18 protein-coding genes are annotated in these 20,515 nt (G+C 62.9%); 8 read left to right on the top strand and 10 right to left on the bottom strand.

Annotation, left to right across the window (positions count from 1 at the left end):
* Positions 1–29: 29 nt before the first annotated feature.
* The 4 genes from WNZ15_RS03365 to WNZ15_RS03350 form a co-directional block, all read right to left on the bottom strand.
* Positions 30–1,577 (bottom strand): ABC transporter substrate-binding protein, encoded by a 1,548-nt coding sequence (locus tag WNZ15_RS03365; RefSeq protein WP_342891518.1) that lies wholly within the window; start codon positions 1,575–1,577, stop codon positions 30–32.
* A 66-nt stretch (positions 1,578–1,643) separates the two neighbouring features.
* Complete coding sequence (locus tag WNZ15_RS03360) at positions 1,644–2,537, bottom strand: ABC transporter permease (RefSeq protein ID WP_342891517.1); 894 nt, start codon at positions 2,535–2,537, stop codon at positions 1,644–1,646.
* Between the two features lie 4 nt (positions 2,538–2,541).
* Entirely contained in the window at positions 2,542–3,468 is a 927-nt protein-coding gene (locus WNZ15_RS03355; RefSeq protein ID WP_342891516.1) for an ABC transporter permease, read from the bottom strand.
* The gene (locus WNZ15_RS03350; protein ID WP_342891515.1) at positions 3,462–4,274 is read right to left on the bottom strand and encodes an HAD hydrolase-like protein; all 813 of its coding nucleotides are present in this window, start codon (positions 4,272–4,274) and stop codon (positions 3,462–3,464) included. The genes WNZ15_RS03355 and WNZ15_RS03350 overlap by 7 nt, the downstream gene beginning before the upstream one ends.
* Before the next feature lie 229 nt (positions 4,275–4,503).
* On the opposite strand from WNZ15_RS03350, the gene WNZ15_RS03345 reads away from it, so the two are divergent.
* On the top strand, positions 4,504–5,403 hold the full coding sequence (locus tag WNZ15_RS03345; protein WP_342891514.1) for a LysR substrate-binding domain-containing protein: 900 nt from the start codon (positions 4,504–4,506) through the stop codon (positions 5,401–5,403).
* Between the two features lie 115 nt (positions 5,404–5,518).
* Here WNZ15_RS03345 and adhP read toward each other — a convergent pair whose 3' ends face one another.
* From adhP to WNZ15_RS03320, 5 genes are all read right to left on the bottom strand, one after another.
* Complete coding sequence (gene adhP / locus WNZ15_RS03340) at positions 5,519–6,535, bottom strand: alcohol dehydrogenase AdhP (protein WP_342891513.1); 1,017 nt, start codon at positions 6,533–6,535, stop codon at positions 5,519–5,521.
* 306 nt (positions 6,536–6,841) lie between these two features.
* Complete coding sequence (locus WNZ15_RS03335) at positions 6,842–8,401, bottom strand: ABC transporter permease subunit (protein ID WP_342891512.1); 1,560 nt, start codon at positions 8,399–8,401, stop codon at positions 6,842–6,844.
* On the bottom strand, positions 8,398–9,246 hold the full coding sequence (locus WNZ15_RS03330) for an ABC transporter ATP-binding protein (protein WP_342891511.1): 849 nt from the start codon (positions 9,244–9,246) through the stop codon (positions 8,398–8,400). The genes WNZ15_RS03335 and WNZ15_RS03330 overlap by 4 nt, the downstream gene beginning before the upstream one ends.
* A 6-nt stretch (positions 9,247–9,252) precedes the next feature.
* A complete protein-coding gene (locus WNZ15_RS03325; protein WP_342891510.1) occupies positions 9,253–10,242 on the bottom strand; it encodes an ABC transporter substrate-binding protein in 990 nt (329 codons plus the stop codon).
* Between the two features lie 28 nt (positions 10,243–10,270).
* Positions 10,271–11,011, bottom strand: a complete 741-nt coding sequence (locus tag WNZ15_RS03320; RefSeq protein ID WP_342891509.1) for a 5-formyltetrahydrofolate cyclo-ligase — start codon at positions 11,009–11,011, stop codon at positions 10,271–10,273.
* Positions 11,012–11,152: 141 nt separating this feature from the next.
* Here WNZ15_RS03320 and WNZ15_RS03315 point away from each other — a divergent pair, with 141 nt between their 5' ends.
* From WNZ15_RS03315 to WNZ15_RS03285, 7 genes are all read left to right on the top strand, one after another.
* Positions 11,153–12,004: a MurR/RpiR family transcriptional regulator gene (locus WNZ15_RS03315; protein ID WP_342891508.1), complete on the top strand. Its 852-nt coding sequence runs from the start codon at positions 11,153–11,155 to the stop codon at positions 12,002–12,004.
* A gap of 352 nt (positions 12,005–12,356) precedes the next feature.
* On the top strand, positions 12,357–13,727 hold the full coding sequence (locus tag WNZ15_RS03310) for an extracellular solute-binding protein (RefSeq protein ID WP_342891507.1): 1,371 nt from the start codon (positions 12,357–12,359) through the stop codon (positions 13,725–13,727).
* Positions 13,728–13,800: 73 nt separating this feature from the next.
* Positions 13,801–15,105: a sugar ABC transporter permease gene (locus WNZ15_RS03305; RefSeq protein WP_342891506.1), complete on the top strand. Its 1,305-nt coding sequence runs from the start codon at positions 13,801–13,803 to the stop codon at positions 15,103–15,105.
* Positions 15,106–15,116: 11 nt separating this feature from the next.
* Entirely contained in the window at positions 15,117–15,947 is an 831-nt protein-coding gene (locus WNZ15_RS03300; RefSeq protein WP_342891505.1) for a carbohydrate ABC transporter permease, read from the top strand.
* Positions 15,947–17,005 carry an ABC transporter ATP-binding protein gene (locus WNZ15_RS03295; protein ID WP_342891504.1) on the top strand — a complete coding sequence of 353 codons (1,059 nt, stop codon included), beginning with the start codon at positions 15,947–15,949 and terminating at the stop codon, positions 17,003–17,005. Before WNZ15_RS03300 ends, WNZ15_RS03295 begins: the two co-directional genes overlap by 1 nt.
* A 10-nt stretch (positions 17,006–17,015) precedes the next feature.
* Complete coding sequence (locus tag WNZ15_RS03290; protein WP_342891503.1) at positions 17,016–18,485, top strand: glycerophosphodiester phosphodiesterase family protein; 1,470 nt, start codon at positions 17,016–17,018, stop codon at positions 18,483–18,485.
* A 13-nt stretch (positions 18,486–18,498) separates the two neighbouring features.
* Complete coding sequence (locus WNZ15_RS03285; protein WP_342891502.1) at positions 18,499–19,521, top strand: LacI family DNA-binding transcriptional regulator; 1,023 nt, start codon at positions 18,499–18,501, stop codon at positions 19,519–19,521.
* On the opposite strand, the gene WNZ15_RS03280 is transcribed toward WNZ15_RS03285, so the two are convergent.
* Entirely contained in the window at positions 19,481–20,407 is a 927-nt protein-coding gene (locus WNZ15_RS03280; protein ID WP_342891501.1) for a DMT family transporter, read from the bottom strand. The two genes, WNZ15_RS03285 and WNZ15_RS03280, sit on opposite strands and share 41 nt — an antisense overlap.
* Positions 20,408–20,515 lie beyond the last annotated feature (108 nt).

Raw genomic sequence — 20,515 nt, 5'->3', positions numbered from 1 at the left:
GCCGGCATGCCGGCGGCACCCCCGTTTGCCTAGTTGACGGCGACGGATCCGGCGCGGAAATCGAGCACATAGGGGATGTGGCCCGGCTTCGGCGCCCAGTCGATGTTGTTCTTCATTGCCCAGCTTTCAAACGGACGGTAAAGCGGCAGAACCGGCGGATCCTGCTTGATGCGTTCCATCATCTCGGCATAGGCCGCGCGGCGCAGTTCGGTGTCGCCGGAGAACCGGAACTGTTCCCAGGCCTTGGCGTAGTCCTCGTCCGTGTTGAAGCGGCCTTCGGATTCGGACGGGCCGTGCGGAGCCCACATGACACCGAAAGAACCGAACGGATCGGCGAAATACATCGGGTTGGACCAGTTGCGGGACATCATGTCCGCGGATCCGCCGCTCCATTTGTCCTGAACGCTGACCTTGCCCTTGATACCGACATCGGCCCACATTTCCATGATGGCCTGGGCTGCCAGAACACCGTTGGTGTAGTAGCTGGGGGCTGTGTCGTAGGTGATTTCGAAACCGTCATAGCCGGCTTCCTTCAAGAGTTCCCTGGCCTTTTCCGGATTGTATTCGAAGGTCGTCAGCTCCGGCTGGTAAAGCTCGCCGAATTCCTTCAGCGTATGGGTCGAGGGAACCACGGCCTTGCCGCCCCAAAGGGCTTCGTTGAGCGTGTCGCGGTCGATGGCGAGCGACATTGCCTGACGGATGCGGGCATCCTTCAGCTTCGGATGGTTCACGTTCATGATCATGACGTGGAACAGCGCGGTGGCGCTGCCGGCTGCCTTCATGTCCGGATCTCTTTCGATCAGGCCGAGCTGGTCCGGAGCGATGTTGGTGACGATGTCGGCTTCACCGGTCTTCAGCGAGGTGATGCGTGAAGCTGTTTCCGGCATGTGCCTGACGGTGACCTTGTCGAGAGGCGCCTTTTCGCCCCAGAAGCCGTCGAACCGCTCCCAGACGACACGCTCGCCCGGCACGAATTCGGCAACCTTGTAGGGGCCGGTGCCGACCGGCTTCAGCGAGAAGGCTTCGTAGTCGTCATGCTCGATCTTGTCCGGATCGCCGGCCAGGCTCATGGTGTAGTCTTGCGGAATGATCATGACCTGCTGCAGGTTCAAAAGCGTTTCCCACAGCGGCTCGGGGCGCTTTGCGGTGATGCGCACGGTGAAGTCGTCGACCTTCTCGGCCTTCTCGAAGTTGCCGAGACGATCGCGGGCACGCACCTGGTAGGGCGGGAAGTCCGCCTGATACATGCGGTTCAGCGAGAAGACGACATCGTCGGCGGTCATGTCTTCGCCATTGTGGAACGTCACGCCTTCGCGCAGCTTCAGTTCCATCACGGTCGGCTCGATCAGCTTCCATTCGGTTGCCAGACCCGGACGCCACTCGGTGTCGGTGGTGTCGTGGTTCTTGGCGATCAGCGTGTCGAACGAGTTGTAGTAGAACTGCGAGCCGACGTTGGAATGGTCACGGCCCGGATCCAGATAGCTGGACACGTTGGCGGCGCCAACTGTCAGTTCGCTCGCGAATGCACCGGTCGCAAGCAGCGATGCGAGTGCGGTGGTTGCCAGTAGTTTCGTCATCTTGAGCCTCCAAGGCTTCGGGGGGTGTTGTTCTGGCCGTTTCCGGCTTCTGTTGGTGTTGCGGGATCAGCGGGACCTGAGACGGACATCCGCCTTGTCGCGCAGCCAGTCACCGAGGATCTGGACTGCGAAGGTGAGGAGAAGGATCACGGCAGCGGGCGTGAGCACGATCCAGGGAGCGGTCGGCAGGTAGTCGCGGCCGATGCCGACCATGGATCCCAGCGTCGCCGTCGGCGGCTGCACGCCGAGACCGAGAAACGAGAGGGTCGATTCCAGGATCACGATGTTGGAGAAATTCAGGGTGAACTGGACCACGATCGGCGAAACGACATTCGGCAGAATGTGGTGGAAGGCGATCCGCAAAGGCGTCGCGCCCGCCGCCTGCGCGGCTTCGACGAACGGCATCTGCGCCAGCTTCTTCACTTCCGCCCGCACGATCCGCGCGTATTGCTCCCAGCCGTAGACGCCGAGTACCAGCACCATCACATCGAGCGACGATCCCATCACGGCCAGGATCAAAAGCGCGATCAGCGTGAACGGAATGGCGATCTGGGTATCGACCATGGCCATGACGAAGTCTTCGAAGACACCGCCGGCGATACCGGCCAGCAGACCCAGCGTGCCGCCGATCAGGAGACCGATGACGGAGCCCGCCAGGGCCAGTGCGAAGGTGAGGCGCAGGCCGTAAATGCAGCGGGACAGGACATCCCTGCCAAGTTCGTCCGTACCGAAAAAGAAACCGTCCCTGTAGCGCTCGAAGCCGACCGGCGGCCGCAGCCGGGAGATCAGGCTCTGTGAATTGGGATCGAAAGGCGCGATCAGGGGCGCGGCAAGCGCCGTGAAGATCAGGACCAGGCCGACAACGAGTGCGATGCGGACGATCCAGTTCGCATCCGACCACACCGGAATACGGAAGGGGGCGGTGCCGCGCGGCGAAGAGGTTTGGGTCAGGTCGCTCATCTGCTCATCCTTTCGATAGACGGATGCGCGGATCCGCGTAGGCGTAGGCAATATCGACCGCCGCGTTGATCACGATGACCACGATGGCGACCGACAGCACGGCGAACTGAAGAACGGGATAGTCGCGAAGGATGGCGGACCGCACGAGCAGGTCGCCGATGCCGGGCCAGGCGAAGATCGCTTCCACGACGACGCTGCCGGAGGCCGCCAGCACCGCGATCTGCAGACCGATCACCGAAAGAAGCGTGATGGCGGCGTTGCGCAGACCGTGCTTCAGGATGACGACCCACTCCGGCAGACCCTTCGCCCGGGCGGTGCGCATATAGTCCTGGCTGAGCACGTCCAGCATGGCGTTGCGGGTGAAGCGGGTGATGGCGGCCACCAGAATTCCCGAGATCGCCAGGGTGGGCATGATGAAGTGCAGGGCAGAGCCGTCGCCGATCACCGGCAGCCAGTTGAGCGTGTAGCCGAAGATCAGCACCAGCAGGATGCCGATGATGAAGGCGGGCACCGCATAGCCGAGAAAGGCGATCACCATGACCACGCTGCCGATGATGCTGGTGCGGTATATCGCTGACAGGATGCCGAGCGGCACGGACACGATCAGGGTGAAGGTGATTGCGCTGAGCAGCAATTTCAGCGACGGCCAGGCTCGTTCGAGCACGATCTGCGACACCGGACGGCGTTCAAGGAACGACAGGCCGAATTCGCCGGAGAAGACGGACACCAGATAGCGCCAGTACTGGCTTCCGATGGACGCATCCAGACCGTAATAGGCAATCAGGAGTTCCCGATCCTCACGGGTAATGCCCTCGCCGAGAACGAAATCGACCGGATTGCCGGACAGCCGTGTGGCAAAGAACACCAGAGTCACGATGACGAGCAGGGTGACCGCCATCTTTACCAGGGCGCGCAACACGTAGATCAGCATGACGCCACCTCCATGGGGGTCTGTTCGGGGGAACCGGCGGAGGCTTTCTGAAGGTCGGCTGCCGGCGTTCGGGGGGCGTGGGCGACGAGGTGAATGAAATCGAGACCGGCGCGGATGGCGGCAACGCCATCGGTGGCGGCATTGTCGCCGACAAACACCGCGTTGCTTGCCGGAGCACCGGCATGGTTCAGCGCGGCTTCGATCAGGAACGGTTCGGGTTTGCCGAACACCCTTGCCGGGGTGTCGGCCCCGCAGGCCCGGAATGCGGCGAAAAGCGACCCGGTTTCCGGAACGGGCCGTCCATCGCCGTTCGGGTGGGAGAGATCCGGATTGGTGAGCACCATCTCCGCGCCCTTGTCCAGCAGCCGAAGGGCGCGTTCCAGGCACGTCAGGGTAAAGCTGGTATCCCGGCCGAGAACGATGACATCGGCCTTGTCGTCCGCATCTTGCAGGCCGAGATCCGCTGCAAGGCGCTGAAGCGGCGGTTCCGCGAACACAAGCACCCTTGCGCCCGGATGCTCCGACGCGACGGTGCGGACAGCAAGCTCACCGGCGAGAAAGATACGCTCGGCCGGCAGGTCCAGACCGATCGCCCTGAGCTTGCCTGAAAGCGTGGCGCCGGTGTCCGCCGAATTGTTCGATACGATCGACAGCCGGTTGCCGGCGGCCTGCACGAAGGCCTGCGCTCCGGGCAGGGGGTGCGCCTCCGCGATCAGGCATCCATCCAGATCGCAAAGGACAGCCGCATAGGCATCGACATCTGCCGCGCTCAGAGATTTTGTCAGTGTTGTTGTGCGCGCACGCATTGCGATGCCCATACCTTCCCGTTCGCCGCCCAGCCCGTGCTGGTCGGCGGTGACATGTCCGCCGATCGGTCCGGCGCAGGTCTGTTTTCAAATAGAAGCAGTGCCCGGTGGAGGCGGCCTGCCGAGGTCGGGATCAAACTGTCGTTTCTGTGTGACGTGGCTGTTACAGGGCGAACCTAAGGTTTGGGGCGGTGCAACATTTTGCTTCAAACCGGATGGAAAGCCTCAAATGTCGGTAACCCTGCCCCGTATTCGTGCCGTCAACGCCGTTGCCGCCGGTGGGTCCTATGCCGCCGCGGCGCGCACGCTGAAGGTTTCGCAGCCGGCTGTCGCCCGGCACGTGAAGGACCTTGAAAGGGAATACGGTGTTCGCCTGTTCGACCGGAAGAACGGCGTTCTGTCACCGACGCCCTTGTGCAATGACCTCTGCGACATTGCCGAACGCATGGAAGAGGCCGAGCGCACGGCAACCCGGCTCCTGACCCGGCACAACACGCTGCTCAACGGCCGGCTGGTCATCGGTCTTGGAAACTCGATGCCGGGCATGGCTTTGATCGCCCTGTTCCTGAAACGGCATCCCAGCATCGAAATCGCAGTGGAGACCGGATCGCACGAACAGATCACCCGTGGGGTGCTGACCCGGGAGGTGGATATCGGCGTCTTGCCGGATGTTCCGGCCGACGGCCGCTTCCGGCGCGAACTGCTGGCAAGGCAGAATGTGGTCGCAATCGTTCATCCCGACAGTCCGCTGTCGCGGGAAAAGTCGGTGACCTGCGAGCGGCTCATGGCTGAACCGCTGATCTTCCGCACAAAAGGATCGTCCACACAGCGGGTGGTCGACCGGGCCTTTCGGACCGCCGGCTTCGAACCGTCGCCGCTGCTGACCCTCGACACCCGTGACGCGGTTTACGAGGCCGTCGTCAACGGATTGGGGGCCGGCTTCATGTGGCGGTTCGGAACCGGCCGGACCGACATCGTCCACCGCCTCCCGGTGTCCGACATGCATCGCCAGTATGAAGAGCAGGTCTTTTCCCTGACGGACGAACGAAACCTGCTGTTCGATGCCTTCTATTCAACCGTCACCGCTTTCCGGAGCGAGGCAGAGGTGCTCCTGGAAAACCGGAGCTGAAGGCTCTCTGCCGCCCCTTCTGCCATCGGCGCCACGAAGCCGGGTTCGACGCCGCCCTCAGCGCGCTGGTGCGCGATACAGGCCGGTGCCGAAGGGTTCGTGGTGCACGCCGATGTCAGATGCTCATGACGATCCGGCCCTCGATCTGCCCTGCCTTCATCCGGTCGAAGATGCTGTTGACGTCGTCCAGCGTTTCTTCGGTGTAATGCGCCGCGACCTTGCCCTCGGCCGCAAAGCCAAGGGATTCTATCAGATCCAGCCGTGTGCCGACGATGGAACCGCGAATTGTCTTGCCGTTGAGCACGGTGTCGAAGATGGGCAGCGGGAAGTCTTCCGGCGGCAGGCCGACAAGGCTCATGGTGCCGCCACGCGCCAGCATGCCGACCCCTTGCTGGAACGACTTGCCCGCGACCGCGGTGACGAGAACGCCTTCCGCGCCGCCGCCGGCCTGAACCTCGGCAACCGGATCGCACTCGAACGCGTTGATCACCTGGTCCGCGCCCAGGGTTCTCGCCAGCTCCAGCTTGTCGTTGGCAATATCGACCGCGATCACATGCAGCCCCATCGCCTTGGCGTATTGCACGGCCATGTGACCGAGGCCGCCGATGCCGGAGATGACCACGGTCTGGCCGGGCCGGGTGTCGGTTTCTTTCAGCCCCTTGTAGACGGTGACGCCGGCGCACAGCACAGGCGCTGCCGCGGCAAGGCCCAGGCCGTCGGGGATGTGCCCGACATAGTCGGGATCGGCCAGGACGTAGTCCGCGAAACCGCCATTGACGCTGTAGCCGGTGTTCTGCTGGTCGTGGCACAGGGTTTCCCAGCCGCCCATGCAATGGCGGCAGTGACCGCAGGCAGAGTGCAGCCAGGGAATGCCGACGCGGTCGCCTTCCTTGACCGAGGTGACGCCGGCACCGACCTCGGCGACGATCCCCACACCTTCGTGGCCGGGAATGAACGGCGGATTGGGCTTCACCGGCCAGTCGCCGTTGGCGGCGTGCAGATCCGTGTGGCAGACGCCGGAGGCCTTCACCTTGACGACAATCTTGCCGTCCGAAACGACCGGCTTTTCAACCTCGCAGATGTCGAGAGGAGCACCGAACTTGCGCACCACGGCGGCTTTCATGCTGACCATTGCTGATATCCTTCTCTCTATGGTTCGCGAAACGCTTGTCTTGCCGGATCCCTTGCGGGCAAGGCTGCTTCGAGGGGCAGGCGATACCGTGTCGCAAACCGGTGACGGTCGACCTCGAACAAACAGCCGGAACGCCCGCGGTCCTTGAAACCGGTTTCGCGCGATGCCGGAATTCATATGGGAGGCCGTCGGGTGCCGCCAGTTCGTCCGATTACGTATCGAGAACCAGGCCGGCCGAAATCCTCAAGCGAAATCGGTGGTGGGCCTGTCAGGCAAGGGAGGGTGTATTGACGGGATCGTGCAGCATCACGTGTCCCGCTGGTCCCGCCGCCCGATCCATTCCAGCACCGGCGCCAGCTGATAGAGCAGCACCGACAGGAGAATGGAGACCACCGCGACGGTCCAGATCATGCCGTAGTCGAGATATCCGCGAGACTGGTTGAGGAGATTGCCGAGGCCTTTGCCGGTGGCCAGCCACTCCGCGATCATCACGCCCAGCAGGGCCTTGGGCAGGGCGAGGCGCGCAGCAACGAACAGCCACTGCCGGCTGGCGGGAATGGCGATCAGCCGCAGCTTGCGCAAGGTCGTGGCGCCATAGGCATCCACAAGATCGAATGCGGCTTTCGGGATCATCGCAAAGCCTTGCGCCAGAACGACGAAGGCGGCGAAGAAGGTGACGGAGATGGTGATCACCAGCGTCACCGTTATGCCCCGCCCGAAGATCAGCACGGCCAGTGGTGTCAGCGCCACCAGCGGCATGGTCTGCGTCACCAGCGCGAAAGGCAAAAGCGCCCGCATCAGGAGAGGGGCCGCGAAGGAGAGGAGCGCCAGGGCAAAAGCAAAGCCGAGTCCCAGCAACATGCCGGCGATGGTGATCGGCACGGTTTCGGCAAGTGCTGCCAGCAGGCGCGTCTGCGCCGAAGCTGCGGTCTTTCCGGTGATGAGGTAGTCGACCACGCCCATCGGCGTCTTGGCGATGATCGGGGAAAGATCGGCCCAGAGCAGCATTGCCTGCCAGATCAGCAGCGGCATCAGGATCGCAGCGGCCAGCAGCAGCGCGCGGCGGACGGGGGCTTCGTTTGCCGCTCCGGGTTCGGGGCCCGTCACACCGATGTTCACAGCGCGGTTGAGCGATGTCGTGCGGGCGGCAAGGGCGGCTGACAGCGCATAACCAAGTCCGGCGATCGCCGTGGCGGTCAGGCCGATCCCCCACAGACGGTCCGGTTCGGCGCGTCCGAGCGAGCCGAGCAGAAAGGTGCCGAGACCCCAGCGGGCGCCGGAGCCGAACTCCGCCAGCACGGCGCCCAGCACCGCGGCCGGTGCCGCCACCTGAAACCCGCTCAGGATGGCGGGCAGGGCTGATCGCAGCCGCAACAGCCACAGTGTCCTGAGCGGACCGCCGCCATAGGCGCGGATGAGATCCACCGCGCGCGGATCGGCCGACTGCAACCCGGCCATGGCAGCCGTCATCGTCGGGAAATAGACCAGCAGGGCCGCGAGGGTGATCCGCGCCGTTTCGCCGTCGAGCGCGATTACCAGCACCGGCGCGATGGCAATCGGAGGCACGGTGAAGGCGGCAATGTTGACGCCCCGGAAAATCCGCTCCGCCACCGGCCAGAGACAGAAGGAGACGGCAGCGGCAAGCGCCACGGCGTTGCCGATGAGGAAGCCGAGCGAGGCCGTGTAAAGCGTGGCGGCGACATGCGGCCGGTATTCGCGCCATTCCGCCGCCAGCCGCAGGAGGATTTCTGACAGGGGTGGCAGGGTGCCGTCGGCGACCAGTTTCAACTGACCGGCGAATTCCCAGGCAGCCAGCAGCAGCAGGATCAGGGCCCCCGTGGCGAGATGGTCACCGAACCGGGTCATGCGGATGTTCCGGATTTAGCGGTAGCGGCAACAGGTACGGCATCCAGGGCAGCGGTTTCGGCGGCGGCGCTGGCCGCCGAGGTTTCGGGATCCAGCAGGGCGGCGATCCTGTCGCAGACCTGGTGAAACGCGGGGTCGCGCAGCAGTTCCGCGCTGCGCGGGCGGGAGAAGGACACCGGAATATCGGCAAGCACCCGTGCGGGCCGGGGCGACAGCACGATGACACGGTCGGCCAGATAGACCGCCTCGTCGATGCCGTGTGTGATCAGCAGTGTCGTCGGCCGCTTCGCCGACCAGATACGCTGCAGTTCGAGGTTCATCTGCCGCCTGAGGATCAGGTCCAGAGCGCCGAACGGCTCGTCCATCAACAGCACACGCGGCTCCGTCGCCAGTGACCGGGCAATGGCAACACGCTGGCGCATGCCGCCGGACAATTCGCCCGGACGGGCCTTTTCAAACCCCTTGAGTCCAACCAGCTCGATCAGGCCGTTTATCTTCCCGGCGTCCGGACGCTGGCGCCCGAGCACCTCGAAAGGCAGGCGGATATTTTCCTCGACGCTGCGCCAGGGGAGCAGGGCCGCATCCTGAAATGCGACCCCGACCGCTCCGGACCGGCAGACCGACCGTGGACTGTCGCCGCCGATCCGCAGCGATCCGGAATCCTCGCTCTCCAGCGCCAGTGCCAGCCGGAGCAGTGTGGACTTGCCGCAACCCGACGGCCCCAGCAGGGCCGTGAAGGACCCGGCCGGACAGTCGAGCGAGAGATTGTCGATGACGGGCAGGGCCTTGCCCTTGATTGAAAACGCCTTGGAGACACTCGTGAAGCGAAGGGGAAGGCCCTGCATGTCCGGTCAGCCTTTGATCTCTTCCAGGAGGCTCATGTCGAACATGTCGGGCGTTGCCTTGATGCCGATCTTGCCAAGGGTCTCGATATTGGCGGCAATCCCCTCCGCGTCCATTGTAAAGATCCCGCCGGAATGTTCCATAAGCGGCTTCTGGGCACCATTGAAGAAGACTTCGTTTTCGATGGTGCGGCCGGTTCCGGCAAACCAGGTGGAAGCGAATTTCGGCGGATAGGCAGCGGTGTCGGCGAAGTTGGCGTTCCAGCCTTCGCGGCTCGCTTTCAGCCAGGCCACCAGTTCGGCGCGTTTGGTCTTCAATACCTCTTCGGTCACCACGACCGTGTCGTTGTAGGTCCTGTAGCCGAAATCGTAGAGCAGGAAGCTGACGGCTTTTTCGCCGGACTGTTCGATCGTGAAGGGCACATTGGTGGTGAAGTCGAGCGAGGCGTCGACTTCACCTTTGATGAGTGGCGTCGGATCGTAGGCGTAGGGGACGATGTTGACCTCGGACCGGTCTATGCCGTTGATCGCCAGCATCGCCTCCACCGAGATGACGTTGACCGGCGGCACGGCAAGCGTCTTGCCCTTCAGCTCTTCCGGCGAATTGATCGGTGTCTTGGCCAGGGAGACGATGCCGATCGGGTTCTTCTGATATTGCGCGCCGATGATCTTGAACGGTGCGCCCTGATCGACAATTGTCTTGATGGTCGTGTCCGGTGTGGTCAGCGCCAGGTCCGCCTTGCCGGCGATGATCGAACTTTCCGGGATCACGTCGGGACCACCGGGCAGATAGGTGAGATCCAGGCCTGCGTTCTTGTAGAATCCGTCGTCGATGGCGGCGAAGTAGCCGGCGAATTCCGCGTCGTTGATCCAGGCGGCCTGCATGGTCAGCGGCGTGGCGGCGGCGGCGCGCGAAACGAGGCCCGGCATGGCTCCGGCGGCGGCGACCGTGCCCATGAGGTTCAGAAAGCGGCGGCGGCTGGTCATAAAGGTCATCATTCACATCCTTTCAAATACGGCGGAAGGGTCAGGTCTTGAGGCCTCGCATCTGGCGAAGTTCCTGGAGGGGAGGCGTCTGGGCGATCTGTTCGGGTTCGAGCAGGTCCCAGTGAATGCCACGCGGCCGCGTGCCGCGGTGCTCGATTGTGTGGAAGCGTTCGGGTGTGGCGATATGGTCGACCAGGATGTCTGTCGGGCTCGGGAACAGCTTGTCCTCGACCACCTGAATGTCGTGCACGATGGCGGTCACGGGTGATTTGTCGTCGACAATGCCGAGTTCTGTGAACATGCCCCATTCCATATCGAAAAAGCCGTGCCCTTTTCCGAACCGCACCCCGTCCATCGAAACTGCTGAAGCGCCGGTGACCAGAAAGTCGAACCGGCCGCGCTCCGCGATTTCCGCAAGCGTGATCGGACGCCCGAAATGCTCCAGCCCGTCCAGCCAGGCGGCGAACAGTTCCTGGCCCTTCGGCACCATCTCCGGTTCCAGCAGCCAGAAGCCGCGATAGATTCCGTAGGTGGACACCACCATGGACTTGCCCGCCTCGAGCATGCGGCGGCGCAGGTCGACGAGGCAATTGTCGGGCGTGATGAAGGCATAGCTCCCGGTCTGGAAAAATGGTTGTTCCACGATCCGGTCCGTCGCCTTGTCAGAACCGATGAAGTCCGGGATCACTTCCGCGAAGTTCTTGTGAAATCTGGAATCCGGCAGGGCCACCGCATCGAGTTTCGACCAGATTTTTTCGCGGACGATCTTTGTTTTTGTCACGAGAGGTTCCGTTTGTTTCTAAATTGACTTTTTCTGAAACAAGAGTTTCATAGACATTCTCGCTTGTCACGTGTTTTTTCAAGCCGCCGTGATTTTGCTTTAATCGGGCGGTGAAACTCCGGCAGAGGACGAAGGCAGGAAATGGGAACTCGACTGGCGCTGCGGATCCAGGAACGGTTCGAGGAATTAACGCCCTCGGAGCAGAAACTCGCCCAGTTCCTGCTTGATCGGCCCGACGAGATACTTGCGTCTTCCGCGACCGAACTCGCCCGGTTCACCGGTGTCTCCAAGGCGACCGCCGCCCGCCTGTTCCGCAATCTCGGCTACAATGATTTCAACGACGTGCGCCTGCAGGCGCGCGAGGAACGCAACCGCACCGGTCCGGTCCAGCAGATCCCCATGCCGCAGGCGGCGGTGGACGAAACGGTCACCGTGCCGACGCATCTGCAGGTGGAAAGCGCCAATCTGACGCGCACCTTCGAGGAGCTGCGGCCCGATGTCCTCAATGCGGCTGCCGAGCAGATTGCCGGGGCGGGCCGGGTCTGGGTCGCCGGTCTGGGGATTGAAAACGGCATCGCCCGTTACCTGCGCATCCTGCTGACACGGGTGCGTCCGGGCGTTCACATGATTTCCGAAAATGCGGCGACATGGCCGGAAGAACTGGCCTCGACCGGGCCCAATGACGCCCTGATCATCATTGCCGTCCGGCCCTGGACCAAGCAGATCTCGACGGTCCTGACCTTCGCCCGCACCACGCGGCTGAAAACGATTGTCATCACCGATCCCACCAACACCGGAAGAGCGCGGCGCAAGGAGGCGACGGTGCTCAACTGCCATGTCTCCACGCCCTGGAGCGAGCTGACGCAGACCAGTGTCCTGTCCATGACGCAGCTTCTGGCGGCGACGGTCGCCAACCGGATCGGCGGCCGCGCCAAGGCCCGCCGCGACCTGATCGCCGACCTCGCCGAGGAAATCGAATCCGGCGACATCTGAGCGCGGGCAAGCCGGGATGTCGCGGCGGTTTACCCTTCGCCGGCTGTCAATCAGGTTTGCAGGCGCAACACACCCGCCGCGCCGCCCCGGTCAGGTGCAGCGCAGTGCCGGGGCCTACTCGCAGCGCAACATGTTGAAGCAGGACAAATTTTACCAGCCGAGGGTCCGCGAGGTCGTTCGCTCGCCGGAAACGAGCAGGCTCCGCAGCCGAAATACCGATTCTCGTCCTCTTGTCATATCTCCGTAATCTGCCCGCTTTAAAACCGGCCTTGCACACGTGTGCAAAATGTATCTATTCTGTGCATGGCGCCTCCGGGAGGGACGCTGCGCATCAGACAGCAGGCGAGATCAGATGACAACTCTAGTTTCAAAACTGCGCCAGTCCACAGCGGCTGCCGTTCTGGCCGTCACCGCGGCATCCTTTGCCGGTGACGCCTTCGCGAAAGACCTGACCATCACCGTTTGGGCCGGTGGCACCAACGACAGCGACGTCTACCGTCTCGACGCCATCGAGATGGCGGCCGACATGCTGACGCGTGAATACGCGATCAACGGCGAAGAGCTGAACATCACCGTCGAAAAGAAACGCGACTTTGCCGACTGGGCCGCCTTCAAGCAGGCCGTGACCCTGGCCGCCGAAGCCGGCGACGCGCCGAACATCGTCGTCACCAGCCACCTGGACATCGCGCCGTGGAGCCAGGCCGGCCTCATCGTGCCGGTCGAGGACTATGTCGACATGGACGCCTGGCCGCTGAATAACCTCTACGACAACCTGGTCGAGATCACGTCCTATAACGACATCGTCTACGGCCTGCCGCAGGACGCGGAAAGCCGTCCGTTCTTCTTCTGGAAGGACACCATGAAAAAGCTCGGCTACTCGGACGCGGAAATCGACGCTCTGCCGGCCAAGGTCGAATCCGGCGAATACACGCTTGCCAACGTTCTGGAAGACGCCAGGAAGGCTGTCGAGATGGAACTGGTGGAAGAAGGCTACGGCTTCTACCCGCGCGTTTCCAACGGCCCGGACTACGCCCAGTTCTACCAGTCCTTCGGCGGTGAGCTGCTCGACAAGGACACCGGCAAGCTGCTTCTCGACAAGCAGGCGATGACCGACTTCTACCAGTTCTTCGTCGACGCCGTTGAGGCAAAGGTCACGCGCAAGAACCACATCGGCACCGAGTGGGACCAGTGGTATGCGGAAGTGGCCAGCGGCAAGGCAGCCACCTGGCACGGCGGCACCTGGCACTATGCCCGCTACACCGGCAAGGAAGGCCTCGACGATTTCTTCGGCAACATCCAGTTCACGCTGATTCCGGCCGGCAATGAAAACGGCCGCGCCAACACCATCACCCATCCGCTGGCCTATCTCCTGACCGCACAGGACAACGAAGACGATGTCGAAATCGCGGCCCAGCTGATCAAGATCGCCTCCGAGCCGCGCATCAACACGCTGCACGCGATCAAGTCCGCGCATCTGGGTATCGCGAAGGAACAGTCCAACATCGAACTCTATGCCAACGACCGCTGGGCGGCGGAAGCCACCGAGCGTCTGCTCGGCACGGCCAACGCGCAGCCGAACCACACCGGTTACGGCCAGTTCTCCCAGATCATGTTCAAGGGTCTGGAAACGGCCTGGACCGGTACACGGACCCCGGCCGAGGCCGTGGCCGAAGTCGAAGCCGAAATGAAGGCGACCCTCGGCGACGAAGTGATCATCCGCTGATCCCGATCTAAGGACAGGATACCGGGCGGCAGCGTCATGGGCGCTGCCGCCCGGAGCCTTCAGGAGTTACCTCATGCGGCGCGCACATCTGCTGGGCCTCGGCTTCCTTTCGCCGGCCCTCATCATCATTGTTATGCTGTTTCTGGTCCCGGTCCTTCTGACCGTGATGTTTTCCTTCACCAACATGAGCACGGCGACCGGGATCACCGGCGGTGCCTATGAGATCAACGCGGCGTCGCTGCGCAGGCTGGCGGATGCGGGGGCGCCGGAGAGTTTCGTCGAAACGCTCGGCAAGGACGCCTTCGTCGTCGACGATGCCGGCATCACCGCGCTCGCCGCCGCCTATGGCGAGCAATTCGCCAACGAGGTCGGCTCGCAGATGTTCGGCGAGCGGTTTTCCAGCCGCCGCGATCTGGAGCGGGCCTTCCGCAAGCTGAAATCCCGGCCCAGATCGACCCGCGACATCAAGAAAGCCGCCGACCTCTTCAAGCGCTCCGTCCTCAACATCCGTTTCGAGACGGCCGGCGGACTTGTGGACGCGGTCGCGGGCAACGGCATCGAGATGACACCGGATCAGACCGAGCTGCTGACAAGAACGATCTATACCGGCTGGACCTGGACATCCGACAATTTCGCGCTGATGGCACAGATCCCCTATGTCTGGCGGGTCGCGGGCAACACCGTGTTGTACGTGGTGCTGACGCTCGCAGCCTCGGTCGGTCTCGGCCTGTTTCTGGCGATCACCACCTTCTATCTGCCGTCCGGCGCGGCGACCACCTATCGTGCGATCTGGTTTCTGCCGCGCATCCTGCCCAACGTGATCTTCGTCCTCATGTGGAAGTGGCTTGCCTGGGACACGGGGTTCCTGTCCTCCCTGCTCGCCAATTTCGGCGTGCCGCCCAGAAACTGGATGCTGGACACCGGGGTCAACGCCTGGGTGTTCATCGTGCTGATCAACGGCATTGTCGGCGCGTCGCTCGGCATGATCCTGTTCGGCAGTGCGATCAAGTCCATCCCGCAATCGATGCTCCATGCCAGTGAAGTCGACGGGGCGTCGCGCTGGCAGCAGATCCGCTACATCATCCTGCCGCAGCTGCGCTGGCCGATCATGTTCATCTGCGCCTATTCGACCCTCTCTTTGCTGACCAGCTTCGAATACATCCTGCTGTCCACCGATGGCGGACCGGGCGGAGCGACGGAAGTCTGGTCACTGATGGCGTTTCACACGGCGCTCGACAATTACGCGGGCAATCTTCAGTACGGCCTCGGGGCCGCCATGGCGCTGATGCTGGTGATCGTCGGCATTCTGGCATCGCTCGTCTATCTGCGCATTTTCAACTTCAACGACCTCGTGGCCAAGCCACGGATCGAACAGTGAGGAAGGCCGACATGACATCCTCGAATTTCCGCTCCTGGCCGCTGTTCCTGGTTCTGGCCGTGATCTCCATGCCGCTGGTGATCATGTATGTCTACCTGTTCGTGGACACCGTCACGGACACCACGGCCGGGTCGCTGATCCCGGACCGCTTCACGCTGCACCACTGGCGCTTCTTGTGGGAAGAGCCGGAAACGGGCCGTGTCAGCATCTGGCGGGTGACGCTCAACACCTTCATCTTCGCCATCTGCACGACGCTGATAAACGTGTCGGCCTCCGTCACCGCAGGCTATGCGCTGTCACGCCTCAACATGCCGTTCAAGCGTTTCTTTCTGGGCGGCATTCTGACCTTGCACGCCTTCCCGACGATCACCCTGATCATCTCGATCTTCCTGATCCTGCAGATGATCGGCCTCTACAACACCCTGATCGGTGTCATTCTGGTGAAGACCGCTCTGGAACTGCCGTTCGGCATCTGGATCATGAAGGGGTTCTTCGACAACGTGCCCTGGGAAATCGAGATGGCCGGGCTGCAGGACGGCGCCAGCCGCTTCACCGTCTGGTGGAAACTGGTGCTGCCGCAGGTCCAGCCCGGGGTCGCGGCCCTGGCCGTGTTCGTGTTCCTGTCCGCCTGGAGCGAGTTCATTCTTCCCCAGGTTCTGGCGCCGAGCGGCAGCGCGCAGGTGCTGTCCACCTACCTCTCGAACCTGATCTTCGACGACATCAAACCGGACTTCAACATGTTCAAGTCGGTCGGCGTGTTCTACGCGCTGCCGGTGATCATCGTTTATCTGATCTTCAACAAGCAACTCATGAACATCTATGGTGGAGGCACGAAGGGCTGATGCGTATCTCGATCGAAAACTTCACCAAGTCCTTCGGCGACACCACTGTCATCAAGGACATGTCGCTGGAAATCGGGGATGGCGAAATGCTCGCCCTGCTGGGACCAAGCGGCTGCGGCAAATCGACGACGCTGTTCGCCATCTGCGGCATTCACCGGATGAACGCCGGCCGCCTGATGTTCGGCGATGCCGACGTGACGGACGTGTCCTCGCAGAAACGCAATGTCGGCGTGGTGTTTCAGAACTATGCGCTTTATCCGCATATGAACGTCTATGAGAACATCGCCTTCCCGCTGAAGGTGCGCAAGGAAAGCAGGGCCGAGATCGACCGGAAGGTGCAGGAAATCGCCGACCTGGTGCATATCGGCGAGCTGCTTCAGCGGCGCCCGATGCAGCTCTCCGGTGGCCAGCAGCAGCGGGTGGCCCTCGCCAGGGCGCTGATCCGCAAGCCCGATATTCTCCTGCTCGACGAGCCTCTGGCCAACCTCGACGCCAAGCTGCGCCTGGAAATGCGATCCGAAATCCGCCGCATCCAGCTTGCCACCGGCATCACCGCCGTTCTGGTCACCCATGACCAGGTGGAGGCCATGTCCATGTGCGACCGCATCGCCATCATGGACAAGGGCCGGATCGTGCAGCTGTCAACGCCGAAGGACATGTACGAAAACCCGTCCTCGGATTTCGTTGCCGGCTTCCTGGGCAATCCGCCGATCGCCTTTCTGGACGGAACACTGGCCGCGGGCGGTTTCAGGCTGGCGAATTCGCAGGTCACCCTGCCGGTGCCCTCCGGCATCACGTTGCCCGGTGAAGGCGCGCCGATGCGCTTTGGCGTCCGTCCCGAATTCTTCCAGCCCGGCAATCCGCTCAAGGTTCCGGGAAAGGTCAGCTTCGTCGAGACCCAGGGCCGGGAAGAGCTCTATGACGTGACGCTGGAAAACGGCGCCGTGCTGCGCTCCATCCAGTCGCAGAGCGCCGGGTTCGAGCTGGGGCAGGACGTCTCGTGGGGCATTGCCGAGGACAGGATCCTCGCGTTCGGGCCCGACGGGGCCCGGTTGTGACGGAGACGGCATGACGCAGTTCCGGCCCGGCAGAACCTGGATCGACATCCATGAAGGTCCGCCACTGGCGATCGCCCATCGCGGTGCGAGCGCCTATGCCTTCGACAACACGCTGCGTGCCTTCGAGGTCGCCCGCGAACTCGGCGCCGACATGTGGGAGGTCGACATCCGGCTGACCTCGGACGGTGTGCCGGTGGCCTTTCACGATGCGGACCTGAACAAGGTCTGCGGGTTGGATCTGAAGGTCGGCGACGTGAGTGCCGCGAAACTGGCGGAGCTGACCGCTGCAGCCGGGCGTCCTGCGCCGCGGTTTGAAGAGGTCGCTGAACTCGCGGCCAAGTGTGGTGCCGGGATCTACCTGGATGCCAAGGAAGCGGACGCGGCGACCCTTGCCATCGACATTCTGCGCGGCCATGGCATCGAGCGGGTCATCGTCGGCGCGAACACGCCGGATTATTGCGCCGACCTGATCGCCCGGGATTGTCCGTTTCCTGTTTCCATCCTGGTCGGGATCGGGATCGATCCGTTCCCGGTCGCGGATTTCTGTGGTGCGGAAATCGTGCATCCCTGCTGGGAGCGGGCGGGCGAGCGGCCGGACAGGCTGCTGGACGGCGCCTTCTTTGCGGAGGCGGCAGGGCGGGGGCTGGCGATTGTCACCTGGCACGAGGAACGCGTCGATGTGGTCGAAGCGCTGGTGAATATGCCGGTGCTCGGCATCTGTTCCGACCAGCCCGAACTTGTCAGCCGATTCAGGCGCGCTTCCGGGCGGCAGCCGGCCATCGTCTGTCACCGGGGTGCCTGCGGCATCGCACCGGAGAACACGCTGGCCTCGGCAAATGCCGCCTGGTCCGCAGGTTTCGACTTTGTCGAGATCGATGTCCGGGAAACCGCGGACGGTGGGCTTGTCGTCCATCACGATCCGCAACTGGACCGCACGACCGACGCCGCCGGAGACCTGAGTGCCGCAACCGTGCAGCAGCTCTCGGTGCTCGATGCCGGCGGCTGGTTCGATCCGTTCTACGCAGGCGAAAGCATCCCGCTGCTCGAGGACATCACGGACCTGGCGTTCAGGGCGGGCGGCAGGCTGTACGTCGAGATCAAGCAGGCGGATCCGGTCAGAACGGCGGAAACGGTTCTCGGCCGGCTTGCAGCTGAGGATGTCTTCTTCTGGTCCTGGAACGCGGACTGGCTGAAACGGATCCGGCAGGCTTTTCCGGAAGCGCAACTGATGGCGCGGCCGGAGGATTTCGACACGCTCGAGGACTGTCTGACCGCCTTCGATGCGGCAATCATCGAATTCAACGCAGGCAACGCGACTGCCGCCGCCATTGCGGCGGTCCACGCGGCCGGTCGGCAGGTGATGATTGCCTACATGGGCAACGACCCTGAAGAGATGGACCGGCTGTTGCAACTGGAACCGAACCTCATCAATGTGAACGCGCCGTTTCTGGTGGCGCGCCGGACCGAAAAAAACCAATAACAGGAATGGAACAATGTCGGATCCCTCCGGGACCAGGAAAACGGTCAATTCCTTTGATGTGGCCAAGCTTGCCGGCGTCTCCCGGTCCGCCGTTTCCAGGACGTTCACGGACGGTGCCAGCGTCTCCAGGGAAACCCGGGAGAAGGTCATCGCCGCCGCGGGACAGCTCGGCTACCGGGTCAACGTTCTGGCCCGCTCGCTGCACAAGCAGAAATCGGATCTGGTCGGCGTGGTGGCCGCCGACCTGGACAATCCGTTTCGTGCCGAGCAGATCGATCTCCTGTCAAAGGGGCTTCTGGAACGGGGCCTGCGGCCGATCCTGTTGCGCGGCGAGCCGTCTGCCGATGTCGCCGACCTGATCGGATCGCTGCTGCAATACAGCGTCGCCGGGGTGATCGTGACTTCCGACACGCCTCCTGAGGAAATCTGCATGGAATGCCTGGAAAACGGCGTTCCGCTCGTCGTGGTCAACAAGCGAGACACGGGCGCGCCGGTCGACCGGGTCGTGACGGCCTTCGAGGACGGCGGCCGGCTTGCGTTCGAGCACCTTGTGGCGAGTGGCTGCCGCAAGCTTGCCGTGGTCACGCCCGAAAGTTCGTCCTATTCGATCAACGGGCGCGCGCTTGCTTTTGAACAGGCGGCCAACAACAACGGCATTCCCGTGGTCCGGATCGCCTGGGGCTCGCAGTCCTATGAAGGCGGCCTGGAAGCGGCGGCGTTCGTCAATCGCATCCGGAGCGAAATCGACGGCGTTTTCTGTACGGCGGACTATCTGGCACTGGGTGTCCTCGACGGCCTGCGCCACGGTCACGGTGTGGCCATACCCGAAGACATTCAGGTGATCGGGTATGACGACATCCCTCAGGCTGCCTGGAAGGCCTATGATCTCACCACGCTGGCACAGAGCAGAAAGGTCCTTTGCGAGGCGACGCTGGAGCTTCTGATGCAGCGGTTGGAAAACCCGGACCTGCCGCAACAGGTGCGTGTGTGCAGCGTCAGCCTGAAGAAGCGCGGCACGACACGGGCGGTTTCGTAGGAGCGGCTGCGTCCGGCCGTCTTCCCCAGTTCAGCGTCACCGCGAGGCTGGCAAGCACAATCAGGCCGAGTCCGGCGAGTTGGCCGGGGCTGATCAACTGGCCATAGACGAGGGCATCGACGACGATCGCGCTCGCGGGATAAAGAAAGAGCAGCACGGCGATCACCGGTGTCGTCAGCTTCGGCAAGGCATTGTAGAGCATCACGTAGACTCCGCCCGTATGAACCAGGCCGATGACCGTGAGCCAGACCCATTGCCCGGCGGACAACTCGAACGGGGACAGCGGTTGGAATGCCACGAGAACCAAAGAGCCTGTCAGAAACTGGATTGTGGCCAACTGCGCTGCTGAAAGGCCTGTCAGTCCTTTGGCGATGATCGTCACACCGGCATACAAGCAGGCGGCAGCAAGCGTAGCGCCAAGACCAAAAAGATAGCTGCGGTCAGCCGCAAATTCTGCGCCGGTCAGACCGGTCGCAAGCACCAGTCCGAACAACGCCAGGGCGATCCATATCAGCGTGACAGGCCGCAGGCGCTCATGGAAGACAAGGGCCCCCAGGAGGACCACCAGGAACGGCTGGATATGAAAGGTGATCGTGGCCACCGCGATCCCCGTCTGCCGGATACCTTCGAAGAACAGCACCCAATTGCCCGCCATCAGCACTCCGCTGGCCACGGCCGGCAAGAGAACCCTGCCCGGTGCACGAAAGATGCAGGTGAGATCTCCGCGCCAGAAACAGTAAGCCGCCAGGGCAAGCCCGCCGACGATACATCGGTAGAAGGCGACGGTAACGGGGCCCGCCCCGCTTTCCAGGACGCAGAGACCGATTGTACCGAGCAGGGTCTGCGCGGCCATGACGCCGATCATGCCTTCCTTCTGTCTGGTCATGGAAGTTTCCTTGCGTCGGGATTGGGGCCACTGTGCGCGGTCGTTCTTCTCGACAGAATGGGTTCGGTTTCATTATTCGGTCAAACGATATAGTCTAAAGAGACTCTT

This window comes from Roseibium sp. AS2, from assembly GCF_038900065.1.
Lineage (GTDB): Bacteria > Pseudomonadota > Alphaproteobacteria > Rhizobiales > Stappiaceae > Roseibium.
Note: the sequence above shows the minus strand (reverse complement) of the source record. Positions and strands in the feature narration are given on the sequence as shown.

Coding starts and splice junctions, on each gene's coding strand:
- WNZ15_RS03365 (WP_342891518.1), bottom strand. CDS start 1,577: ATGACGAAACTACTGGCAACCACCGCACTCGCATCGCTGCTTGCGACC.
- WNZ15_RS03360 (WP_342891517.1), bottom strand. CDS start 2,537: ATGAGCGACCTGACCCAAACCTCTTCGCCGCGCGGCACCGCCCCCTTC.
- WNZ15_RS03355 (WP_342891516.1), bottom strand. CDS start 3,468: ATGCTGATCTACGTGTTGCGCGCCCTGGTAAAGATGGCGGTCACCCTG.
- WNZ15_RS03350 (WP_342891515.1), bottom strand. CDS start 4,274: ATGCGTGCGCGCACAACAACACTGACAAAATCTCTGAGCGCGGCAGAT.
- WNZ15_RS03345 (WP_342891514.1), top strand. CDS start 4,504: ATGTCGGTAACCCTGCCCCGTATTCGTGCCGTCAACGCCGTTGCCGCC.
- adhP (WP_342891513.1), bottom strand. CDS start 6,535: ATGGTCAGCATGAAAGCCGCCGTGGTGCGCAAGTTCGGTGCTCCTCTC.
- WNZ15_RS03335 (WP_342891512.1), bottom strand. CDS start 8,401: ATGACCCGGTTCGGTGACCATCTCGCCACGGGGGCCCTGATCCTGCTG.
- WNZ15_RS03330 (WP_342891511.1), bottom strand. CDS start 9,246: ATGCAGGGCCTTCCCCTTCGCTTCACGAGTGTCTCCAAGGCGTTTTCA.
- WNZ15_RS03325 (WP_342891510.1), bottom strand. CDS start 10,242: ATGATGACCTTTATGACCAGCCGCCGCCGCTTTCTGAACCTCATGGGC.
- WNZ15_RS03315 (WP_342891508.1), top strand. CDS start 11,153: ATGGGAACTCGACTGGCGCTGCGGATCCAGGAACGGTTCGAGGAATTA.
- WNZ15_RS03310 (WP_342891507.1), top strand. CDS start 12,357: ATGACAACTCTAGTTTCAAAACTGCGCCAGTCCACAGCGGCTGCCGTT.
- WNZ15_RS03305 (WP_342891506.1), top strand. CDS start 13,801: ATGCGGCGCGCACATCTGCTGGGCCTCGGCTTCCTTTCGCCGGCCCTC.
- WNZ15_RS03300 (WP_342891505.1), top strand. CDS start 15,117: ATGACATCCTCGAATTTCCGCTCCTGGCCGCTGTTCCTGGTTCTGGCC.
- WNZ15_RS03295 (WP_342891504.1), top strand. CDS start 15,947: ATGCGTATCTCGATCGAAAACTTCACCAAGTCCTTCGGCGACACCACT.
- WNZ15_RS03290 (WP_342891503.1), top strand. CDS start 17,016: ATGACGCAGTTCCGGCCCGGCAGAACCTGGATCGACATCCATGAAGGT.
- WNZ15_RS03285 (WP_342891502.1), top strand. CDS start 18,499: ATGTCGGATCCCTCCGGGACCAGGAAAACGGTCAATTCCTTTGATGTG.
- WNZ15_RS03280 (WP_342891501.1), bottom strand. CDS start 20,407: ATGACCAGACAGAAGGAAGGCATGATCGGCGTCATGGCCGCGCAGACC.